15 protein-coding genes are annotated in these 18,575 nt (G+C 46.4%); 5 read left to right on the top strand and 10 right to left on the bottom strand.

The window, feature by feature from the left end:
- Positions 1 to 129: 129 nt before the first annotated feature.
- Positions 130 to 423, top strand: a complete 294-nt coding sequence (locus A5883_RS10425; protein WP_005234725.1) for a hypothetical protein — start codon at positions 130 to 132, stop codon at positions 421 to 423.
- Positions 424 to 566: 143 nt separating this feature from the next.
- Here A5883_RS10425 and A5883_RS10420 read toward each other — a convergent pair whose 3' ends face one another.
- Together A5883_RS10420 and A5883_RS10415 are read right to left on the bottom strand one after the other, a co-directional pair.
- Positions 567 to 773, bottom strand: coding sequence for a hypothetical protein (locus A5883_RS10420; RefSeq protein WP_034857684.1), 207 nt, complete (start codon positions 771 to 773; stop codon positions 567 to 569).
- A 128-nt stretch (positions 774 to 901) separates the two neighbouring features.
- Positions 902 to 1,210 carry a DUF5960 family protein gene (locus A5883_RS10415; protein WP_008378984.1) on the bottom strand — a complete coding sequence of 103 codons (309 nt, stop codon included), beginning with the start codon at positions 1,208 to 1,210 and terminating at the stop codon, positions 902 to 904.
- A 160-nt stretch (positions 1,211 to 1,370) separates the two neighbouring features.
- Between A5883_RS10415 and A5883_RS10410 the strand changes: the two genes are divergently transcribed.
- On the top strand, positions 1,371 to 1,721 hold the full coding sequence (locus A5883_RS10410) for a hypothetical protein (RefSeq protein WP_074932192.1): 351 nt from the start codon (positions 1,371 to 1,373) through the stop codon (positions 1,719 to 1,721).
- 119 nt (positions 1,722 to 1,840) lie between these two features.
- Here A5883_RS10410 and A5883_RS10405 read toward each other — a convergent pair whose 3' ends face one another.
- Positions 1,841 to 2,584: an NADPH-dependent oxidoreductase gene (locus A5883_RS10405; protein WP_034872315.1), complete on the bottom strand. Its 744-nt coding sequence runs from the start codon at positions 2,582 to 2,584 to the stop codon at positions 1,841 to 1,843.
- A 349-nt stretch (positions 2,585 to 2,933) separates the two neighbouring features.
- Here A5883_RS10405 and A5883_RS10400 point away from each other — a divergent pair, with 349 nt between their 5' ends.
- A complete protein-coding gene (locus tag A5883_RS10400; RefSeq protein WP_016608271.1) occupies positions 2,934 to 5,585 on the top strand; it encodes a cation-translocating P-type ATPase in 2,652 nt (883 codons plus the stop codon).
- 58 nt (positions 5,586 to 5,643) lie between these two features.
- Here the strand turns inward: A5883_RS10400 and A5883_RS10395 are convergent, their stop codons facing one another.
- From A5883_RS10395 to A5883_RS10375, 5 genes are all read right to left on the bottom strand, one after another.
- Entirely contained in the window at positions 5,644 to 7,782 is a 2,139-nt protein-coding gene (locus A5883_RS10395; RefSeq protein WP_086338488.1) for a transglutaminase-like domain-containing protein, read from the bottom strand.
- Positions 7,779 to 8,822 (bottom strand): DUF58 domain-containing protein, encoded by a 1,044-nt coding sequence (locus A5883_RS10390; RefSeq protein WP_086338487.1) that lies wholly within the window; start codon positions 8,820 to 8,822, stop codon positions 7,779 to 7,781. The genes A5883_RS10395 and A5883_RS10390 overlap by 4 nt, the downstream gene beginning before the upstream one ends.
- Before the next feature lie 2 nt (positions 8,823 to 8,824).
- The gene (locus A5883_RS10385) at positions 8,825 to 9,763 is read right to left on the bottom strand and encodes an AAA family ATPase (RefSeq protein WP_086338486.1); all 939 of its coding nucleotides are present in this window, start codon (positions 9,761 to 9,763) and stop codon (positions 8,825 to 8,827) included.
- 192 nt (positions 9,764 to 9,955) lie between these two features.
- On the bottom strand, positions 9,956 to 11,797 hold the full coding sequence (locus A5883_RS10380) for an FAD/NAD(P)-binding protein (RefSeq protein WP_016608267.1): 1,842 nt from the start codon (positions 11,795 to 11,797) through the stop codon (positions 9,956 to 9,958).
- Between the two features lie 37 nt (positions 11,798 to 11,834).
- A complete protein-coding gene (locus tag A5883_RS10375; RefSeq protein WP_086338485.1) occupies positions 11,835 to 12,830 on the bottom strand; it encodes an ROK family protein in 996 nt (331 codons plus the stop codon).
- A gap of 172 nt (positions 12,831 to 13,002) precedes the next feature.
- Here A5883_RS10375 and A5883_RS10370 point away from each other — a divergent pair, with 172 nt between their 5' ends.
- Positions 13,003 to 13,809, top strand: coding sequence for a Cof-type HAD-IIB family hydrolase (locus tag A5883_RS10370; RefSeq protein ID WP_015509304.1), 807 nt, complete (start codon positions 13,003 to 13,005; stop codon positions 13,807 to 13,809).
- A gap of 85 nt (positions 13,810 to 13,894) precedes the next feature.
- Here A5883_RS10370 and A5883_RS10365 read toward each other — a convergent pair whose 3' ends face one another.
- Entirely contained in the window at positions 13,895 to 16,045 is a 2,151-nt protein-coding gene (locus A5883_RS10365; protein ID WP_034857678.1) for a GH92 family glycosyl hydrolase, read from the bottom strand.
- A 5-nt stretch (positions 16,046 to 16,050) separates the two neighbouring features.
- Complete coding sequence (locus tag A5883_RS10360) at positions 16,051 to 17,103, bottom strand: GntR family transcriptional regulator (protein ID WP_016608263.1); 1,053 nt, start codon at positions 17,101 to 17,103, stop codon at positions 16,051 to 16,053.
- 155 nt (positions 17,104 to 17,258) lie between these two features.
- Between A5883_RS10360 and A5883_RS10355 the strand changes: the two genes are divergently transcribed.
- Positions 17,259 to 18,548, top strand: coding sequence for a glycoside hydrolase family 125 protein (locus tag A5883_RS10355; protein ID WP_015509307.1), 1,290 nt, complete (start codon positions 17,259 to 17,261; stop codon positions 18,546 to 18,548).
- Positions 18,549 to 18,575 lie beyond the last annotated feature (27 nt).

The raw sequence follows: 18,575 nt of genomic DNA, 5'->3' as shown, positions 1-18,575 counted from the left end.
TGATTGAAAGAACATCATCTTTTGTGGTAATTTAAAAATCTTTGTGTCTATTATTAATGAAAATGTTCTATTTTATTATTGACATCAAATCATCTGAATGATTTACTTTTTGTAAGGAGTTGAAAAGTGATGCCTGATTTGGTGAAATTTATTTTGGTTATTCTGGCGATTTGGGTGGTTTATCAAGTATTTACGACGATTTTATTTACCCTTTCCCAAAAAGCAGTTGCCAAACGAATCAAAAGCGGGAAGATGTCTGATCAGCAATTGGCGAATTTGTACCACGCTGTAGCACGAGCAAATCAAGGAAGCAATTTCCAAGCGATTTTCTCTTATGGGCTCTTTTACCGCAGCCATGCAAAGCAAAGTGATGCGGTCTATGAACTGTATCGCGCAGAAATGGCGAAAAGAAATCTGCTGTAACCAACTGTGAAGCAGCTGCTTTCGAGAATATTGCTCGAAGTAGCAAAAAAGCCTAGGTCCTGCACAACAAGTGCAGAACCTAGGCTTTTTTGGTATTTACTGGGCAGCAAGCTGTAACAGATAAACACAGCTCCTTGCTGCAGCTATTTCTTGTCTTTGCTGCTTTTTTGATCCATGCCCGCACCGATCGCTACACCTAGTGCGATGCCTAAACCCATGCCTAATGCTAGATTGTCAAAAAACAGCAGCCCAAATGCAGCACCTAATGCCATTCCGACACCGATACCCAGTCCCATATTGTTAGAAGCGGCTTCCTTTTCTTCAGACGTTTGCGGCGGTTTTTTCGTCATTGTGAAAAACCCCTTTCTTTTTAGTATAGAGGGGTTTCGTTTGGATGACAAATATTCGAACTGCTGCTCAGTGATATGCATCAGGAGAGTGCAGCCGCTAAGTATAGCAAACGGGTTGAACCATTGGCCTATCTTCCGCCGGGCAAATAGTTACGCTCGGGGTTGTAGCGGCGAATGATCTTATTTTCAGCGAGTACGTGCTCATAATAATAAACAGGCGCATCCTTAGTCTCTAGTCGAAAAACAAAGACGAGCGGAACCTTTAAGACGGAATAGCGCGCGGGGATCGCAATATACGATTTTTGATTGCGCTCCATCGTCAGTGCGAATTCATCAAACAAAAGCGCCACTGGTGTGGGAAAGTTTACCAATTCATAATAGTGTTTTTCAAATGCATAGGTTTCTTGTTTTGCATAAGCGATTTTTGCAGCTGGCATACACATTCACCTCACTTGAATTATACGAACGTTTGTTCTGTTTGTAAAGTGATAAATCACCAAACGAGGAAAAAGGAGGCGTTCTCTATGAAAAAGATGTTTTGCTAACAAGAAATTTGCTACACTAGAGAAAAGAAGGAATCAAAAAGGAGCAGATACCATGGATTACGAACGTTTCGCACGATTGCAGGCACGCTTTGCCGATGAAAAACTGCTGACCAAAGAAGGGGTCTATCGGTTGCGTTTGTCAGGGAAGGCGCAGTTCGAACTAGCCTTTATCAAAACCGGACCCTGTGGCGAGTCTGTCTACCAGCCGCTGATCAAGGGCACTTTTGCTGAAAAAGAAGCAATCCCTACCTATTTGCTGGATCTTGCGGCGCAGCCTATGACGCAAATCAGTCAGCGAACCTCCGAAAATGAAGCAGTGTTAGATAAAGCGTTAGTAGAATTAATGGAAAAATGTGAGCAGGCAGTTGCCGTCAACGAAGCCGCACAAGAAGCCACACGTTAATTAGCGCGACAAAGATACAAGAGCCGCCTGAACTTGATTTTTTACACTAAGCAAAAAACGATCCTGACAAGATTCCTTGCCAAAGATCGTTTTTTATTTTCCCGTGGAAATTAGTGTCCTCATTCGCCGAAGTGGTCTGAGAAGCCTTGTTGCTTCATAAAGGCAGCGACATCTGGACGTCGCGGTTCACGGAAAAATTCCGTCATTTTCGTTTGCCAATTGGTTTGCTGTTGATTGCTGCTGCGCTGTGCATAATAGGCTTCTGTCGTTTGGTTGTACTGAGCTGTTTGCTCCTGCGTCAGCGGTTGATACTGATCGACACTTACGATCGCTTCTTGGGGCAAGCGGACTTTCGGCTCATTTCTGTGTTGCGGATAGCCGATCGTTAAACCGAATAACGGAAACGTCAATTTTGGTAAGCCGACAAGTTCTGCGATACGAGGCAAATCATTGCGGATGCCGCCGATGTAACAAATTCCTAAGTCTTGTGCTTCAGCGTAAGCTACCATATTTTGGGCAGCGATGGTCGTATCAACGACAGACACAATAAATGGTTCCATCGTGGTTAAGTGGGTATCAGGCACCCCTGCTTGGGTCAGCAGCTGCTGGTGTTTATGTAAGTCGGCGACAAAAAGATAGAAGACGCCCGTTCGAGTGATGTAATTTGGGGCACCGGCAATTTTTTCGATGGCAGCCAGTTTTTCAGGATCACTGACCTCAATGATCGAATAGGCTTGAACAAAGTTCGAACTGGAACCGCTCTGGGCAACCGTTACTAATTTTTGCTTGAGTTCCTTTGATAGTGGGCGGGGTTGAAAATCTCGGACAGAGCTGTGGCGGGTAAAAGTATCAAAAAGATCCATCGTTTTTCCTCCTGTAACGTACAAATTTCTTTCTTCCTTAGTGTAACAGAAAAAAAGGAATGGGGACAAAAAGAATGTTTTCAAAAAATTTTCAAATTGATGTTTTATAGTTGCCAAGCACAAAAGTTTCCGTTATGATAATGATACATTCTTATTATTATTCCTTAGGGGAGTAACCGGTGGCGCAAGCTGCGATAATATCAACAGTAAGTAAGCTGGCGACAGCTTTCTGGTATTATTTGAAATGGTGAGACCTAAGACAAGCGTATACTTGTCTTAGGTCTCTTTTTTTCTAGCAGAGTGCCTAAGGAAAATAAAATTAAAAGGGGCAAAAAAATTGGCGAAAGAAATGTATCAAAAAGAAATCTCGGAAATTATGGCAGAGGTCCAGAGCAGTCCAGAGGGGTTGACGCAGCAAGAGGCAGCCAAGCGGTTAGAAAATGGCTTGAACCAGCTGAAGGAAGCACCTAAGAAATCTAGCTTTGCCTTATTCTTAGATACCTTCAAAGATGCGATGGTGATCGTCTTGCTGATCGTGGCAATCATCCAAATGGTTATGGGTGCCCACGTTGAGTCGATCGTTATCTTCGCAGTACTCTTGTTGAATTCCGTCGTCAGTGTGATTCAAACGAAAAAAGCCGAAGGGTCGTTAGACGCCTTGAAAAGCCTATCGGCACCAGATGCTAACGTCATTCGGGATGGCAAAGAACAAAGTGTGCTGGCGAAAGAATTGGTTGTCGGTGATATCGTTATTTTAGAAGCTGGGGACTATGTACCAGCAGATGGTCGATTGATCGAAGAGGGTTCTTTGAAGGTCGATGAAGGAATGCTGACCGGGGAATCAACGCCAGCGGAAAAAGAATTAGGTGTGATCGATCGTACCGCACCGATCGGCGACCGTGACAACATGGTCTTCAGTGGAACGATCGTCACTTATGGGCGTGGTCGGTTTATCGTAACTGCGACTGGTAATGTGACGGAAATCGGTCAAGTGGCTGGCTTATTGGAAAGTACAGTTGAACACAAAACACCATTGCAAAGAGGATTAGACAGCTTCAGTAAAAAACTGAGCTTGGCGATCTTAGTCCTTTCATTGATTATTTTAGGGGTTCAAGTCGCACGGTTGTTCTTAGGTGACGGAACAGGTGATATGACACAAGACTTAGTCAACGCCTTTATGTTTGCGGTAGCCGTAGCCGTTGCAGCGATTCCAGAAGCCTTGCAATCGATCGTGACGATCGTTCTTTCGATCGGAACAAAACAAATGGCGAAGCGTCATGCCATCATTCGAAAACTACCAGCGGTTGAAACATTGGGTTCAACGAGTATCGTTTGTACCGATAAGACCGGGACTTTGACCCAAAACAAAATGACCGTTGTTGACTACTATTTACCAAATGGGCAAACGGGCACGTTCTCCGATGAGCCAACTACCTGGACATTGCCTGAAAAACGCTTAGTAGAGATCAGTGTCTTGGCCAATGATGCTGCCATCAGTGAAGATGGGGCGAAGCTAGGAGACCCTACTGAAATTGCTTTTCTGGATTACAGTGAGAAACTAAATCAGCCTTATCGGGCAATTCGTCAACAGTTTCCTCGTTTGCAAGAATTGCCTTTCGATTCTGATCGTAAATTGATGTCAACCTTACATGAGATCGATGGCGAACATTTATTGTTGACCAAAGGTGGGCCAGACATCGTCTTTGGCCGCAGTACCAAAGTCTTGATCGATGATCAAGTCGTGCCTTTAACAGATGAAATCAAGCAGAAATTGCAGCATCAAAACGAAGAATTCTCAAAACGGGCATTACGGGTCTTGGCGTTTGCTTACCGTCCATTGACCGATGCCCAATCACGAGAATTGACACTTGAGGATGAAAATGAGCTGATTTTAGTTGGTTTGATGGCGATGATCGATCCTCCTCGTAAAGAAGTCAAACAAGCCGTAGCGGATGCTAAATCTGCCGGTATCAAAACAGTTATGATCACAGGGGACCACAAAACGACAGCCGTGGCGATCGCACAAGAGATCGGTATTTCAGCCGAGGGCGACTTAGCCTTGACTGGTACGGAATTGGATGCTCTTTCTGAAACCGAACTAGCGGATCAATTAGACAAAATCACAGTCTATGCTCGTGTTTCGCCAGAAAACAAAATCCGTATCGTGCGGGCTTGGCAAGACAAAGGCAAGATCTCTGCCATGACCGGGGATGGGGTCAATGATGCACCCGCCTTGAAACAAGCGGATATCGGGATCGCAATGGGAACTGGAACGGACGTTGCCAAAGACGCAGCGGCGATGGTCTTGACGGATGACAACTTTGCCTCGATCATTCGAGCCGTAGAAGTTGGCCGAAACGTCTTTGACAACATCAAAAAAGCCATTTCCTATTTGTTTGCTGGAAACTTAGGTGCGATCATTGCGATCGTCTTTGCCTTAGTGATGGGTTGGGACAATCCATTTACTGCCTTGCAGCTACTCTTTATCAACCTAGTCAACGACTCATTACCAGCGATTGCTCTAGGAATGGAAAAGGCCGAACCAACGATCATGCAGCGCCAGCCAAGAGATCCAAATGCTGGTATCTTCACTGGAAAAACATTGATCTCAGTAACGTATCGCGGTATTTTGATTGCCGCTGTCGTGATTTTGGCACAATGGTTAGGAATGAACCAATCACCTGAATTAGGTGTAGCGATGGCCTTCTCAACACTTATCTGGAGCCGAACATTGCAAACATTACCAGCACGCTCAAACACTGAGACTGCTTGGCAAGCTGGCCTTTTTGCCAATAAAATGGTATGGCTGGCGATCGTCGTTTGTGGTGGACTATACAGCATTACCTTGATTCCTGGCATCCGTGAAGTCTTTGCGATTCCAGCAACCTTCACTTTAGGACATGTCGGTCTATGTATCGCAATGGCTGCTGTGGCAGTTGTTTTGATGGAAATCACGAAACTGATTATTATTGCCGTTCAAAAACGTCAAGGAAACGCCTAAAGCAAAAAACGTATCGATCAAACGATCGATACGTTTTTTTGTCGTTTATCCTCACTGCTTAGTTGATTTTTTTCAGCTGACTGATTTGGGCAGCGACTTGCTTCAAGAAGGCTTCTTGACCAGCCGGCTGTTCTTGGCTGTAAAGGTAGGCTTCGTATTGCTGCGTCAAGCGGATAAAATCACCATGGAACAGTGGATAGAATGCTTCGAGTCGTTGGGCATAATCGATCAACGGCTCCGCCTCGTTACGGTACAGAACTTTCGTCGTTTGCCGCAAAAACAAAGGATAGGCAGCAACTAGCGGCTGTTTGGTAAAGCGGCAGATCAACCATAAATGAATACGGAAAAACGAATGGCGGAAATAGAAAAGTAGGCCAAGTCCTAGGATAGCTAAGCCTCCAAATAAGCCATTGCGCAGCGTTTGTTTCAACTCCTCAGTCAACCAAACGTCATCGGTAACCGCGGCTGTTGCAGAACTGCTGGTCGTGGTTTCACTACTTTCGGTTTCCGTGCTGCTCGTTGGTGTTGTTTCACTGCTAGCGGTCGGCGTTTCTTCGGAGCTAGTAGATTCTTGCGTCAACACGGGACGATCTGGATTTTGGAAACTAGGGGTCGGTTCAAAAGGCACCCAACCGTAGCCGTCAAAGTAGACCTCCACCCATGAGTGGGCATTCAAGTTGCGAACGGTATAGGTAGTGATACCATTTTCTGTCGCAGGAGATCCAGGAGAAAAGCCTTTTGCCCAGCGAGCAGGGATCTCTAAACTCCGTAGTAGCACGACCATTGCCGTGGAAAAATTGTCGCAGTAGCCGACTTGTGATTCAAATAAAAATTGATCAACATAATCTTGCTGTTCTGCAGGCACGACGGCATCGGTTTTGGAATAGCGGAATACTAGCGGATCTTTCAGATAGCTTTCAACCGCCGTGACTTGATCAAACAGACTGTTGCTGTCAGCGGTGATCTCAGCTGCGAGATCTCGTACCCGCTGCGGCAAAGAATCGGGTAACTGGATATAATCGATCGGAGAATCCGGATAGATCAAAGGCAGATTTTGGAGATTTTCTGCGGCAAAGTCTGGATGGTCCCAATCGAGGGTCAAGGTGGTGTCTGGGAGTGGATCAATGAGATCGACCCGCTGGATGGCATCGCTGATTTGAAACCCGCGAGCACCGTTTTCAAGGGACAATGTGCTGCGTCCATAGGGCAATGGGACATAGTCTCCATGGTTTTGAAATTGGACCCGAACGGATTCGTTCTCAAGATAGGCTTGCTGATAGCTTTGATCCGCGATCGTGACGCCCTCTGCTTCTAAGCGAGCCTCTTCGCGGCTCGTACTAATCCAGCCCTTACCAGAATAAAAATCTTTGCTTTCCACCCGCCAGTAATGCGGGGTTTCTTGTTGCGCTTCAAATAAAATCGTCGCATCATCCAGTAGTGGTCCGCCTAATTGACGGTCGTTTTCACTGAATCCAGTGCGAGAGCCGCTGGGCGTGCCATGTTCTTCAATAAATTGATAAAAACCCAGCTGATTCAGATTTGTCCGTATAGGCGTGGAACGGGCTGCCAACTGTTCCCGCAGGCTCGTTTGCGGCAAGTAGACAGCAGTGACGGCTAATCCACCAATCAATAGCATCACAGCGAACCAGGGAGCGATCGTTTGACTGGATTGAAAGACGCTGCGCTGGATCAGTGAAGAAGCCAAGGCACAAAGAAAAATACCCATCAAATGCCACGTCAGATCAAATTGATTAAAAATCACGACTGTTAGCAAGTAGCCGATCATGGTAGCGTAAATCAAGAAAAAGCGTTGATAAGCGATCGGTAAGATCGCTAAAAACAAAACCCAACTAACGATCAATGTCACCGCCGCCAGTTCGGTGATATAGCCGACTTCACCGCTGAGGATCTCTTGAAAGGCACGGTGCAGGTCTAGCCAAAAACGCAGCAGCCAATCAAAAGAAAAGGCAGTCCCATAAGGAAAGATCCGATACAAGACGATCAGCCAAGCGGCTGCCAGCAAAGGCAAACTGTAACGGACTTTCGGCACCACGGTCAAAATCAAACAGACACTAAAGGCATAAGTTAAAAGGGTGAACTGATTGCCAAGGTCATAAACTGCGATAAACGGCAAGATCACCAGTGATAGACTGAGAAAGGTCAGAAGACCAATCAGCGCTTTCTTAATAAATCTCATCCTACCGCCTCCTCAAGTTTATTCAACTGCCTCATTAAATCAGCGTAGGTAAACACTTGGCAGCTGTTTTTTGCTTCCAACTGACTGAGGTAGTCTTCCAGTTGTGGGGTAAGAACCGGGGTAATGAAGACAAGATGGCTGCCAGTCAAAAGCGGTACCCCTTCAGGAACTTTCTCGAAGGGAAGGATCTGGGCATAGGCAGCGGCATCCGTTTGGTAAGGAGAAGTCAATCCGTCACCAATCAAGAGCGGCTGAAAAAGTCGTTGATTTTGCGAGAAATGGTGGATCGAATAAAACAGTGTCAAAGTCTCTTCAAAAGCAGGATGATCTTCTCCCCAAAAGAGCAGAACGATGTCTTGTTCTTCTTCATGTTCTCGTTCGCGATAGATCAATTCCTGTTGTTTGCTGGATAATTTCCAATCGATATTTTTTAAGGAATCCCCTAACTGGTATTGACGGAACTGTCGAATAGAAAAATTGGGTTCTCCGTGGGTTTGGCTGCGGACTTGCTGTTTAAAAAATGGCAGCAGGGTAACGGCTTCTGGCGCCAATTTAGGCAGGATCAAAATCGATTGTTTCGCAACTGCAGCGTAGCTTTTTTCAAAAAAGCCAAAGAGATCATGGCTGTACAATTGAACGGGCAATTCTTCATAGATGCCTCGCTCCTTTGGGGTCCAAGGCAGCTGCAGCCGAATCAGATTGCCTCGATAAAAGGCGCTGTGATGACTTTCCTTGAAACGATCGTCAAACTGTAAGATGAAATCGACCAGCGGCAGCAGCGTCGGGCGATACTTGAAGACTTGCAGCGGTAAGGTGATCGCTGTGTGTGTTTCAGCTTGGATCGATTCTTCTAAAATGATTTGGACCTTCTTGAGGGAGGGGAGCAAGAATACTGCATCAAGCAACAATAACAAAGTCAGTAAAAACCAAAGGCTCCAGCCAGCATTATTATTGAAGATCACACAGTAAGCCAGCAGCAGAAAATAGGCAGCGCTAAACAACAGGAGGCGCAGCAGGCGTTCAAGCTTCTTTTTCTTCATCGCTATCTCCTCGTTGGGACAGGCACTCGTTGGATCATCTGTTTCATCAAGTCTGAAAGGGTCTCCGTGCTGGCATGAACGCCACCTTTCAGTAATAAACGATGACCGAAGACTGCTGGTAAAATTCGCTGCAAGTCTTGCGGCGTGACAAAGGTCCGACCTTCCGTCAATGCTAACGCTTTGGCCCCTTTTAAGAAGGCGATCCCACCACGAGGGCTGATACCAAGGTCAATGGCATTATGCTGACGGCTCGCTTGAACCAGCTGCAATGCGTAACGGGCGACCTGCTCAGCGACATACACGTCATCGACCATCGCTTTTAAAGCGGTCACTTCATCAGCATGTAAAATGGTTTGGATCTGATCCAAGCTTTGCTGTCGTTTTCCAGTCAAGAGGGCGAGCTCATCTTGAAAATCTGGGTAACCGATATGCAGGCGGAACAAAAAACGATCCAATTGGGCTTCAGGCAAAGGATACGTTCCTTCATACTCGATTGGATTTTGCGTGGCTAAAACAAAAAAGTGGGGACTCAATGGGTACGTTTGATTGTCGATGGTGACATGATTTTCTGACATGGCTTCTAAGAGTGAGGCTTGCGTCCTTGGTGTGGTTCGGTTGATCTCATCTGCCAAGAGGACGGAGGTGAAGATCGGGCCAGGACGAAACTCGAACTGGTGGCTTTGGGAATTAAAAATCGACACACCTAACACATCGTTAGGTAAAAGGTCTGGGGTAAACTGTACCCGTTTGTAGTCACTTTGAATGGCTTTGGCTAACGATTTGACCAACATCGTTTTCCCAACACCAGGGATATCTTCGAATAAAACGTGTCCGCCAGCAAGCAGCGCAGCCACGGTAAATTGGATCACATCTCGTTTGCCTAAAATCACTTTTTCCACTTCTGCGATCAAGGCATCTATTTTTTGTAATTCAGCGGTCATCTGATAACCTCCCTACGTTCGTTTCTTCCATTGTAACGGTTTTCTAGGACTGTCGCAATTTTCGTGTAACAATTAAAGAAAATTTCAAGAATATTCAAAAAAAGAAAAATCCTTTCTGCGGATTTGCGAAAGAAAAACAAAAAACTCCCGAAGCGTTTCCTCGGAAGTTTGCGTTTGATAGAAAAGAAGCGACTAGAAGGTGTGATGCAAGAGGTCAGTGGCGATCTGGTCCGCCTGCCGTAAATTCCAAGCATCGGTTCCTGGCTGAGCAGTGGCAGCCGTCAGCCAGTGGATGCCTTCTGTGGGAATCCCAAAACAATAGAGGGTAGGGTAAGGACGGTCATCTGGTCCAAGGATCTGATTGGTCTCAGGATCGATGGCGATCGCACCCGTCTCAAAAGGCACCTCATTGGGGATCGCCAACTGGTGCGGGTGAATGATCCGATCGTTTAGCAGTTGCCGCAACAAGGAATTGTTGGTTCGACGAATCGCTGTCGATGGAATGCGAGCCTCAATTAATTGCGTCGCGTGATAGTGTGTGTCGTCAAATCGCTTTGAATACGTACAGTAAGCCTCCTCGATCTCAACAGTCATGTCAGGACCTAGTAAGGTCACCACTCCCGCTTCCATCAATGCCACCAGTTCCTGCAGTCGCTGAACTGGCGGTCCGATCGATAAAAAGCTGTTCAAGGGAACGAAAGACTGCCAAAAGAGTGTTTTCAGGTCTTGTGCTGGCATTAGCTGATGATCGAGAACAAACCGAATCGGGTCCCGCAGATCTTTGAAGACTTCCAAGGCACTGCTGATAGGTCCTGTTAGATTGCCTTTTTCGGCATCTTGGATTTGGGTACGTAATAGTGCAATGAAAAAGTCTTGCAACGACTGTTGCTTTTTCTGAGCAAAGGGGTCGGCTAGTTGTTGCCATGACCACCACTCCGTCGTAGGAAGCTGCCATTTTTTCAGCAAGTCTTCAGATCCTTCAGAGGCAACAAAGGCGGCGGTAAAAGCGGCAAGCTGATCTTTGTCCAGCAGCTGTTTTTCTAAAAGCAGCGTCTGATAATAGACGAGTTCTGCCTCTTTTTTTAAATAGAAGAGCAGGGTCTTGCCAGCAACCGTTTTGGCTGCTTGCCAAGTAGCTAGGCGTTCAGGGGTCAAAAAAACGGGCTTTCGCTGCTGCGTCGGTGTTTTTTGATTGCGGCCACGAGGATGATACGGGACACCCCGACGAGAACCTGCGATGATTTGCGGTTCTTCACCAGAAGGTTGATAGACGAGGGATCCATTGACTTTGACGAAGGTTCCGCCCCGACCGCTGGTCAAGCGGGTGACGTAATCGTAAAAGGCAAGTCCTAGTCCCCGTAAAATCACAGGTTCGCCAGCTTTCACCGCCGTTAGATCCGTATCTGCCGCATTGGCTGGCGGTGTATAAAACCAGCCATTATTTTCTGCGGCCGCCGCCAAGCGTTGTTCTGCTGCTGACAGTTGGGCTTGTGAATGGCCTGTAGCTAAGACGACGGCATCAACAAGAAATGTGTGGTGAGCCGTCGTCAACTGGTAGCGATTTTTGGAAAGAGGGGTCAAGGAGCTGACACTGTCTGACAGATGGTTGACGGTAATGGATTCAGGCAGCTCTTTTAATAGCTGCTGATAAAACCACTGCTGATAGAGGCCATATAACGCCCGCGAGCAATGCCCGTTAGGATCAAGTGAATCAAGTGCTGTGCATTCCGCAACGAGCTCAGGGGCATGCGTGGCTGCGAAATGTTTCCCTTCTGTCACTGCCCATTCGTATAAGGTAGGTCCTTTGACCACGGGACCGCCGGTGCTTAATGTGTCATCCGTGAAAAGGGTGACTTGACTGGTTACAGAATTCAATAGCAGATCCGCCGATTGGTCCGTGCGCCAAACTGCCCCAGGAAGAAAGGGATCAAACAGCAGTAAGTCGATGGCTTGTTTGTTTTGTTTGCTATGAGCGATCAGTCGTTCTGAAAGTGAAAGTCCACGAGGACCAGCACCAATGATAGCTATTTTCATATCACACCGCCTCAATTATTCTATGGTCTTTGTGTCATCAACGGGCTAAGTCAAAAGGTGTCTTGCGGAAAATCAGCCAGTGCATGCCTAGCACCATGGCTTCCTCGATGGCATCGATATAATGAAAAGCAGGCTGATTGGGTTGTTGCTGCAGCAATGGATTTTTTTGGATCGCGTCTAAGAGATCGGTTTTTACTGCATCACTGCTGGCTAAAATAATACAGTGGGGGGCAAAAGCTGCATTGTAAAATGGCAGTAAGCTTGTCAGGCGCTGAACCAAAGCCGTGCGGTCTTGCGGTGCCCCTTGATCCAAGTAGCCGGGCAAAAATTTTGCCTCTCCCGCTAGGGTGTCTTTTCCTTCTAAAAGCGCACCATTGACCAGGAGCGTGATACCAGGCATGCTTTTTTCGGGATTGTACATGCCGACGATGGTTTGCTGCAAAGAGATCTGTTGGGCGATGCAATAGCCGATCGTTAAAATATGGGCATCGTTTTGACAGTAGAAGGGCAGTGCAGTGACCTCTGCCACGAGAGCTGCCAGCTGCCAGCCATTGAATTTTTCATACCAGCTGGAAGTCACGGTTCCTCCACTGATTTTTCCTGGTAAAAAGAGGGCGATCTGTTCCACAGAGGGAAATAATGCTAGCTCGTTCGTTACACATTCTTGAAAGCGATGAGGGGCAACATCAGGAAACGGCTGGTCGTGTTTTGCCAAAACCTTTCCCTTGCGGTCGATTAGCATGGACCAAAGAGCCAAGGAACCATCGTGATCAATAAAGCTAAGCAAAAGAGAATGACCTCGGTCTTGGTTGAGCTGATAGGTCACAGCAGGCCGCCCTAGCTCTTTTTGCTCCAGCGGACCTTTAGTGATTTCTTCCTCTGCCAACAATTCTTTTAATAATGAGTTAGTGGTGACCATGCTGATGCCGGTTTTCTTTACTAAATCGGAGGCGAATAATGCCCCGTTTTGAAATAAGGTTTTTAAAACCAGCTGTTTGTTTTGCTGGCGAATGGAATGGGTGGTAGAAGCCATAGGTGTTCTCCTTAATGAAGTGATTTAATTAAGTATACCGACGGGATGGAACGATGTAAAGTTTTTAAAAGACTGACTTGACGAAAAACTTGAAAATAAGTATACTTAATTAACAATGTTAATTAAGTGATTCGCCATAAAGAGGACACGAGGTAGAGGGGAAGAGAAACGTATGATCAAATTAGTCATCACAGATTTAGACGGCACATTTTTGAACAGCCAAGGCAGTTTTGATCGGCCTTATTATGAACAAGTCAGCCAACAAATGAAAGAAGCGGGTGTTGCTTTTGCTGCGTGTACCGGCAAACAGTGTGAACGAGTGGAAGAACTGTTTGGTGAAGCAGCAGCGGATGTTTGGATTCTTGGGGATAGCGCGACCCGCATCAAACATCAAGGCGAATACATCTTTGAATCACTGCTGCCAAACGAATTAGGGCGGCGGATCATTGCGAAGCTCGCTGCGATTGCGCAAGATCATGTGATCATCGCCTGTACACCGACTGCGGCGTACATTGCCGAAACGACCAATGAAGCAGATGCCCAGAAAGTTCGGGGCTCTTATCGGGTGGTCAAAACGGTGACGGATTATCAAACCATCACCGAAGATTTTGTGAAGCTCACTATTTTTGATCCCAAACTACGTTGCTTTGAGCATGTCCAACAGTTAGGTGAGTTTACAAACGACGCCTACATCGTGGCTTCGGAAGCCGCTTGGATCGATATCACCAATCAAGGCGTCCACAAAGGAACGACTGTGGCACACTTGCAAGAATTGCTGCACGTCACACCAGAAGAGACTATGGTCTTCGGCGATGGCTTGAACGATTTGGAGTTGATGGCAGCTGGCACGTTTAGTTTCGCCATGAGCAATGCCTTTGAGGAAGTCAAGGCAGCGGCAGCGTTTGTGACCAAGTCAAACGATGAAAATGGCGTGCTGAAAACCATCGAACGTCTGTTACCGCTACAAATGAACCAATAAAAAAACCGCTCCTTAGCAGGGATAGCACGTACTTTCATTTGACTGAAAGTAGAGTGCTGCCTGTTGCTAAGGAGCGGTTTTTTCGTTATGCATGTGGTTGACTGACGCTATAAGGATAGGCATCGGCTGACCACTCTTTGCTGCGAGGGACGATACCTAGCTGGAAGTTCAATGTACCACCGGCAGTCAATTCTTGGTGGGTGAAAAACAATCGCTCGAAGGGTTCTTCGTTCAATGTGATTTTATCCACGAAGAGCTGTTGCGGCGCATTGGGCGTGCTCTTGATCACTAAGTCTTTGCCTGAAGCAAGATGTAGTGTTGCTTGATCAAATAATGGCATGCCGATGACATATTCCCCCGTCCCTGGTGTGACTGGATAAAAGCCCAAGGAGTTGAAAATGTACCAACCAGCCATGCTACCGTTGTCTTCATCGCCAGGAAAGCCTTTGGGCGAGTCATTGAAGCATTGTGTCAATAGCTGCTTGATCAAGGGCTGTGCCATTTCTGGTTTGCCCAAATAGCTGAATAGATACGGATAGTGGAAGCTTGGTTGATTGGAGATCGCCAGCTGACCAAAATCGAGTGCAGCCATCTCGCTCATTTCATGGATCTCAAAGCCGTAGCCTTCTGTCGTATAGCGAGGTTCTTGATTGCACAAGTCGATCAGTTTTGCTTCAAAGGCCGCTTTGCCGCCATGTTCGGCGATCAAACCAGCGAAATCATGGTAAACAGCAAAACTGCTTTGCCACGCACTGCCTTCTGCATAATCTAAGCCCCAGCGTATGTCACTGAATTCTGGACGAAAGGCACCATCGGGATCTTTTGCCCGCATAAAGCCAGTTTCCTGATCGAAAATGTTGCGGTAGTTTTGCGATTGCTGCTGATAATAGTCTGCTTGCTCGTCACCCAGCTGTTGTGCGACTTGTGAGATACAAAAATCACTGTAACAATAATCAAGGGTGTGATTGACCGATTCATGATGCGTCAATGGCACATACCCGTAAGTCAAATAGTCCGTCGTGCCGCGCCGACCATAATTGGGATTTTCACTTTGGACGGTGGCGCCTTTTTTCATCGCTGCTAAAAATTCGGGCATCAAATCAGGACGAATGCCTTTTACTGCGGCATCAGCGATCACGGCATCGATCAGCGTCCCAGGCATCAATCCACGCTCATCTGGCGATAGCCATTTTGGTAAAAAGCCGCTTTCGCGATAACTGTTCAAAAAGCCTTCCAGCATGTCTTCCAATTGTTCGACAGCCAAGAGTGAAAAGAGCGGGTAGACAGTTTTATACGTATCCCAAAAGCCGTTGTTTGTATACAGTGGTCCTGGTTTGATTGCTTTTGCCAAGGTATCCCAATGCATTTTGCGGCCCTCTTGATCGATTTCGAAGAAGGTTTGAGGAAACAAGAATAAGCGATAAAAATTATGATAAAAAGTAGAAACTTGTGTTTGATCGTGATGCTTAATCTCGATTTTTTGCAAAAAATGATTCCATTGCTGTTGGACAGAAGCCAGATAATCGGCAGGAGCCCATTGCTGTTCCCGTTGCAAGTTCAAACAAGCTTGTTCGCGACTGAGAAACGAGGTCGCAAAACGGATCGTCTGTGTTTGGCAATCATTAAAGCGGAGAACGACGAAGGCTTCTTTGCCTGTCAAGGCACCTTCGATCGCCGTGATGGGTGTTTCAAAACGATAGACGAAATGGAAGGTGAAGCGTTCATCTTCGCACCCTGAAAATACGATCAGTTGACCAGCCACTGTTTGTTCATCCAACTGTTCTAAGACATAGTCACCCGGCAGTGACAAGCCAAGACCTGGCTGATCCCCGCAGTTTTCAATAGTCAGCACACCGCCATACATACTGGGGATCAAAGTCGTTGTTGTTAAATACCGCTGCGTCTTGATTTTAAGAAAGGCTGGATTAAAGGTGCTTTCTTCGGGACGATACGAGCTTTGCGCATGGAAAAGGGTATTTTCAGAAAGCGTGCCGTTTATCGGCAGCATCGTCAGATGGCTGAAATCTCCCATCCATGGGCTAGGCTGATGGGTGATGCGAAAGCCCTGAAAGGTTCGATCTTCTGGATGAAACCACCAACTGCCGCGTTGATCGCTGGTTTGCGGGGCAAAGTAGTTCATGCCAAAAGGAACCCCTGTATAAGGCAGGCAGTTGCCGTGGGAAAAACTATATTGGTTGTCTGTTCCGTGTCGTGTGTCGATCATTGATACGTTCACTTGGTTCACTCCTTTAATTGGGTTGATTCTCTTTTGATCAAATAAACCGCCACTAGATGGGTGGTCGTCTCCGTTGGTACTGGGGTTGCTGCCTTCGCAGCGTTGATTTTCTCAATCACTTGGTTTCCTGCCAAGCGCCCCATCTCGGCAAAATTCTGCCCGATAGTCGTTAGTGCTGGATCAACGAGGGCTGCGGCTTGGATATTATCGAAACCAACTAGGGAAATGTTGGCAGGGACGTGCAAATCTGCTTGGCGCAAAGCACGCATCAATTCAATGGCGATCAAGTCATTTTCACAGACGGCTGCCGTGACCTGATGTTCTTCCAAGTAGGCAAGCGCATTTGCGATGCTGGCAGCCGTGTCGTCGAGCTTGGTGCGAAAGGTTCTTTGGGCTTTTTTCAGCGCATCGATGTAACCTAGATAACGCTGACGGACGGATTGCGGATGATGGGTATCACCAAAAATATAAGCGATCCGTTGATGCCCCAACGCAAGTAAATGCTCCGTGGCTAGCTGTCCACCTTGAAAGTTATCTGGCATCACCGATGGAAAATCAAACTCATGCAGCTTTTTATCTAAGGTCACGATAGGAAAGTGCTTTTCAGCACATTCGAACAGCAAGTCATAGTAAGAAAACGTATTGCTGGCGTAATAGATCAGGCCGTCGAATTCTTGCATCAGCTCAGCTGCCGTCGTTTTTTCCAAATAATCCACTGGTGTCATCAAAAGTTCAAAGCCGTGTTCTTGCATCACGGGGTAAATGCCTTCGGTAAAGTTTCCTAAAGAGAGATCATTGGCAAAGGGCAAGACAAACAAAATTCGTCCAGTCGCTTTTTTTTCCTTCAATTCTCGGACAAAGCTGCCGCTGCCTTGCACGCGATAGATCAGCTGATTTTGTTCCAGTTCCGTCAAGGCTCTTTTAGAGGTGATCCGACTGACTTGGTATTGTTCAGATAGTTCTTTTTCAGTAGGGACACGACTGCCAGGCGCTAATCGCCCTTCAACGATGGCTTCGTGAAGCTCCGCGTAAATTTTTTTATATAATGGTTGTTTCATAAGAAAACCCCTTTTGATATATCATATTTGTTAGCATACCATAAACCAATAAAAATGAAAACCCTTTAATTATTTTGAGAAAGCGCTAGACATTCAGATAATTCATGATATACTAGGTTCGTAAATTGATATATCAAATCAGGGAAGGTGATGGAATGGTTTATAAAGAAATACCAACTTCAGTAGCAACATTTATGGAAACGATTACGGATCTATGCGGAGAAACGCATGCCGATTGGGCGAAAAATTTTAACGCAGCTTTCGCCAATACACTATTAACGACGGTCAAGCGTCATGAGGATGGCACGACCTTTTTACTGACGGGGGATATTCCAGCGATGTGGCTGCGAGATTCCACTGCACAAGTTCGTCCGTATTTGGTGATCGCCAAAGAAGATGAAGACTTAGCAAGCATGATCAGCGGGTTAGTTAAAAAGCAATTCTACTATATTACGATCGATCCTTACGCAAATGCCTTTAACGAATCAGCCAATGGCGCTGGCCACCAAACAGACGATACAGAAATGAACGATTGGATCTGGGAACGTAAATATGAGATCGACTCTTTGTGTTATCCGATCCAACTGGCCTATCTGCTCTATAAAAACACAGGCAGAACCGATCAGTTCAATGATGATTTTGTAACAGGCATCAAAAAAGCCTTGGAGGTGTTTGTGACAGAACAAAACCATGAGGAGTCTCCATATCGCTTTGAACGGGATACCTGGCGAAAAGAAGATACCTTGACTCATGACGGCAAAGGCGCACCAGTGAAACCCGTCGGCTTGACTTGGTCAGGCTTTCGACCAAGTGATGATGCCTGCAAATACGGCTATTTGATTCCCTCCAATATGTTTGCGGTGGTGGTCTTAGGCTATATCCAAGAAATCTTTACGACGGTTTTAGAAGACGCAGCGATTGTGGCACAAGCGAAAAAACTACAAGCAGACATTGAAGCAGGGATTAAAGCATACGGGTTGACCACGAACCAAGCTGGCGAAGAAGTCTACGCCTATGAAGTGGATGGATTCGGCAATGGCACCCTGATGGATGACAGCAATGTGCCGAATTTGATCGCCGCCCCTTACTTGGGGTATGGCAGCATGGAAGATCCCCTTTATCTTCAAACCCGTAAAACGTTGTTGAGCAGTGAAAATCCGTATTTCTATGAAGGGAAATACGCCAAAGGCATTGGTAGCTCTCATACGCCAGAAAATTATGTGTGGCCGATCGCCATGGCAATGGAAGGGATGACCACCACTGACAAAGAAGAAAAGAAACGAATTTTGGATCAGTTAGTGGCGACAGATGCGGGTACAAATTTGATGCATGAAGGGTTCGATGTCGATGATCCTTCGCAATACACGAGAGAATGGTTCTCGTGGGCGAACATGATGTTTTGTGAATTGGTTATGGATTATTTCGATATCCGAGTGGAAAAATAAGCAGCACGACTCACCACCATTCGAGTG

It is taken from the genome of Enterococcus sp. 5B3_DIV0040, assembly GCF_002140755.1.
Classification (GTDB): Bacteria; Bacillota; Bacilli; order Lactobacillales; family Enterococcaceae; genus Enterococcus_D; species Enterococcus_D casseliflavus.
The sequence above is the reverse complement of the archived record's forward strand: the minus strand, read 5'-3'. Positions and strand labels throughout refer to the sequence as shown.

Bases quoted from the DNA above. Each gene is read 5' to 3' on its own strand.
- A5883_RS10425 (WP_005234725.1), top strand. From the start codon at position 130: ATGCCTGATTTGGTGAAATTTATTTTGGTTATTCTGGCGATTTGGGTG.
- A5883_RS10420 (WP_034857684.1), bottom strand. From the start codon at position 773: ATGACGAAAAAACCGCCGCAAACGTCTGAAGAAAAGGAAGCCGCTTCT.
- A5883_RS10415 (WP_008378984.1), bottom strand. From the start codon at position 1,210: ATGCCAGCTGCAAAAATCGCTTATGCAAAACAAGAAACCTATGCATTT.
- A5883_RS10410 (WP_074932192.1), top strand. From the start codon at position 1,371: ATGGATTACGAACGTTTCGCACGATTGCAGGCACGCTTTGCCGATGAA.
- A5883_RS10405 (WP_034872315.1), bottom strand. From the start codon at position 2,584: ATGGATCTTTTTGATACTTTTACCCGCCACAGCTCTGTCCGAGATTTT.
- A5883_RS10400 (WP_016608271.1), top strand. From the start codon at position 2,934: ATGTATCAAAAAGAAATCTCGGAAATTATGGCAGAGGTCCAGAGCAGT.
- A5883_RS10395 (WP_086338488.1), bottom strand. From the start codon at position 7,782: ATGAGATTTATTAAGAAAGCGCTGATTGGTCTTCTGACCTTTCTCAGT.
- A5883_RS10390 (WP_086338487.1), bottom strand. From the start codon at position 8,822: ATGAAGAAAAAGAAGCTTGAACGCCTGCTGCGCCTCCTGTTGTTTAGC.
- A5883_RS10385 (WP_086338486.1), bottom strand. From the start codon at position 9,763: ATGACCGCTGAATTACAAAAAATAGATGCCTTGATCGCAGAAGTGGAA.
- A5883_RS10380 (WP_016608267.1), bottom strand. From the start codon at position 11,797: ATGAAAATAGCTATCATTGGTGCTGGTCCTCGTGGACTTTCACTTTCA.
- A5883_RS10375 (WP_086338485.1), bottom strand. From the start codon at position 12,830: ATGGCTTCTACCACCCATTCCATTCGCCAGCAAAACAAACAGCTGGTT.
- A5883_RS10370 (WP_015509304.1), top strand. From the start codon at position 13,003: ATGATCAAATTAGTCATCACAGATTTAGACGGCACATTTTTGAACAGC.
- A5883_RS10360 (WP_016608263.1), bottom strand. From the start codon at position 17,103: ATGAAACAACCATTATATAAAAAAATTTACGCGGAGCTTCACGAAGCC.
- A5883_RS10355 (WP_015509307.1), top strand. From the start codon at position 17,259: ATGGTTTATAAAGAAATACCAACTTCAGTAGCAACATTTATGGAAACG.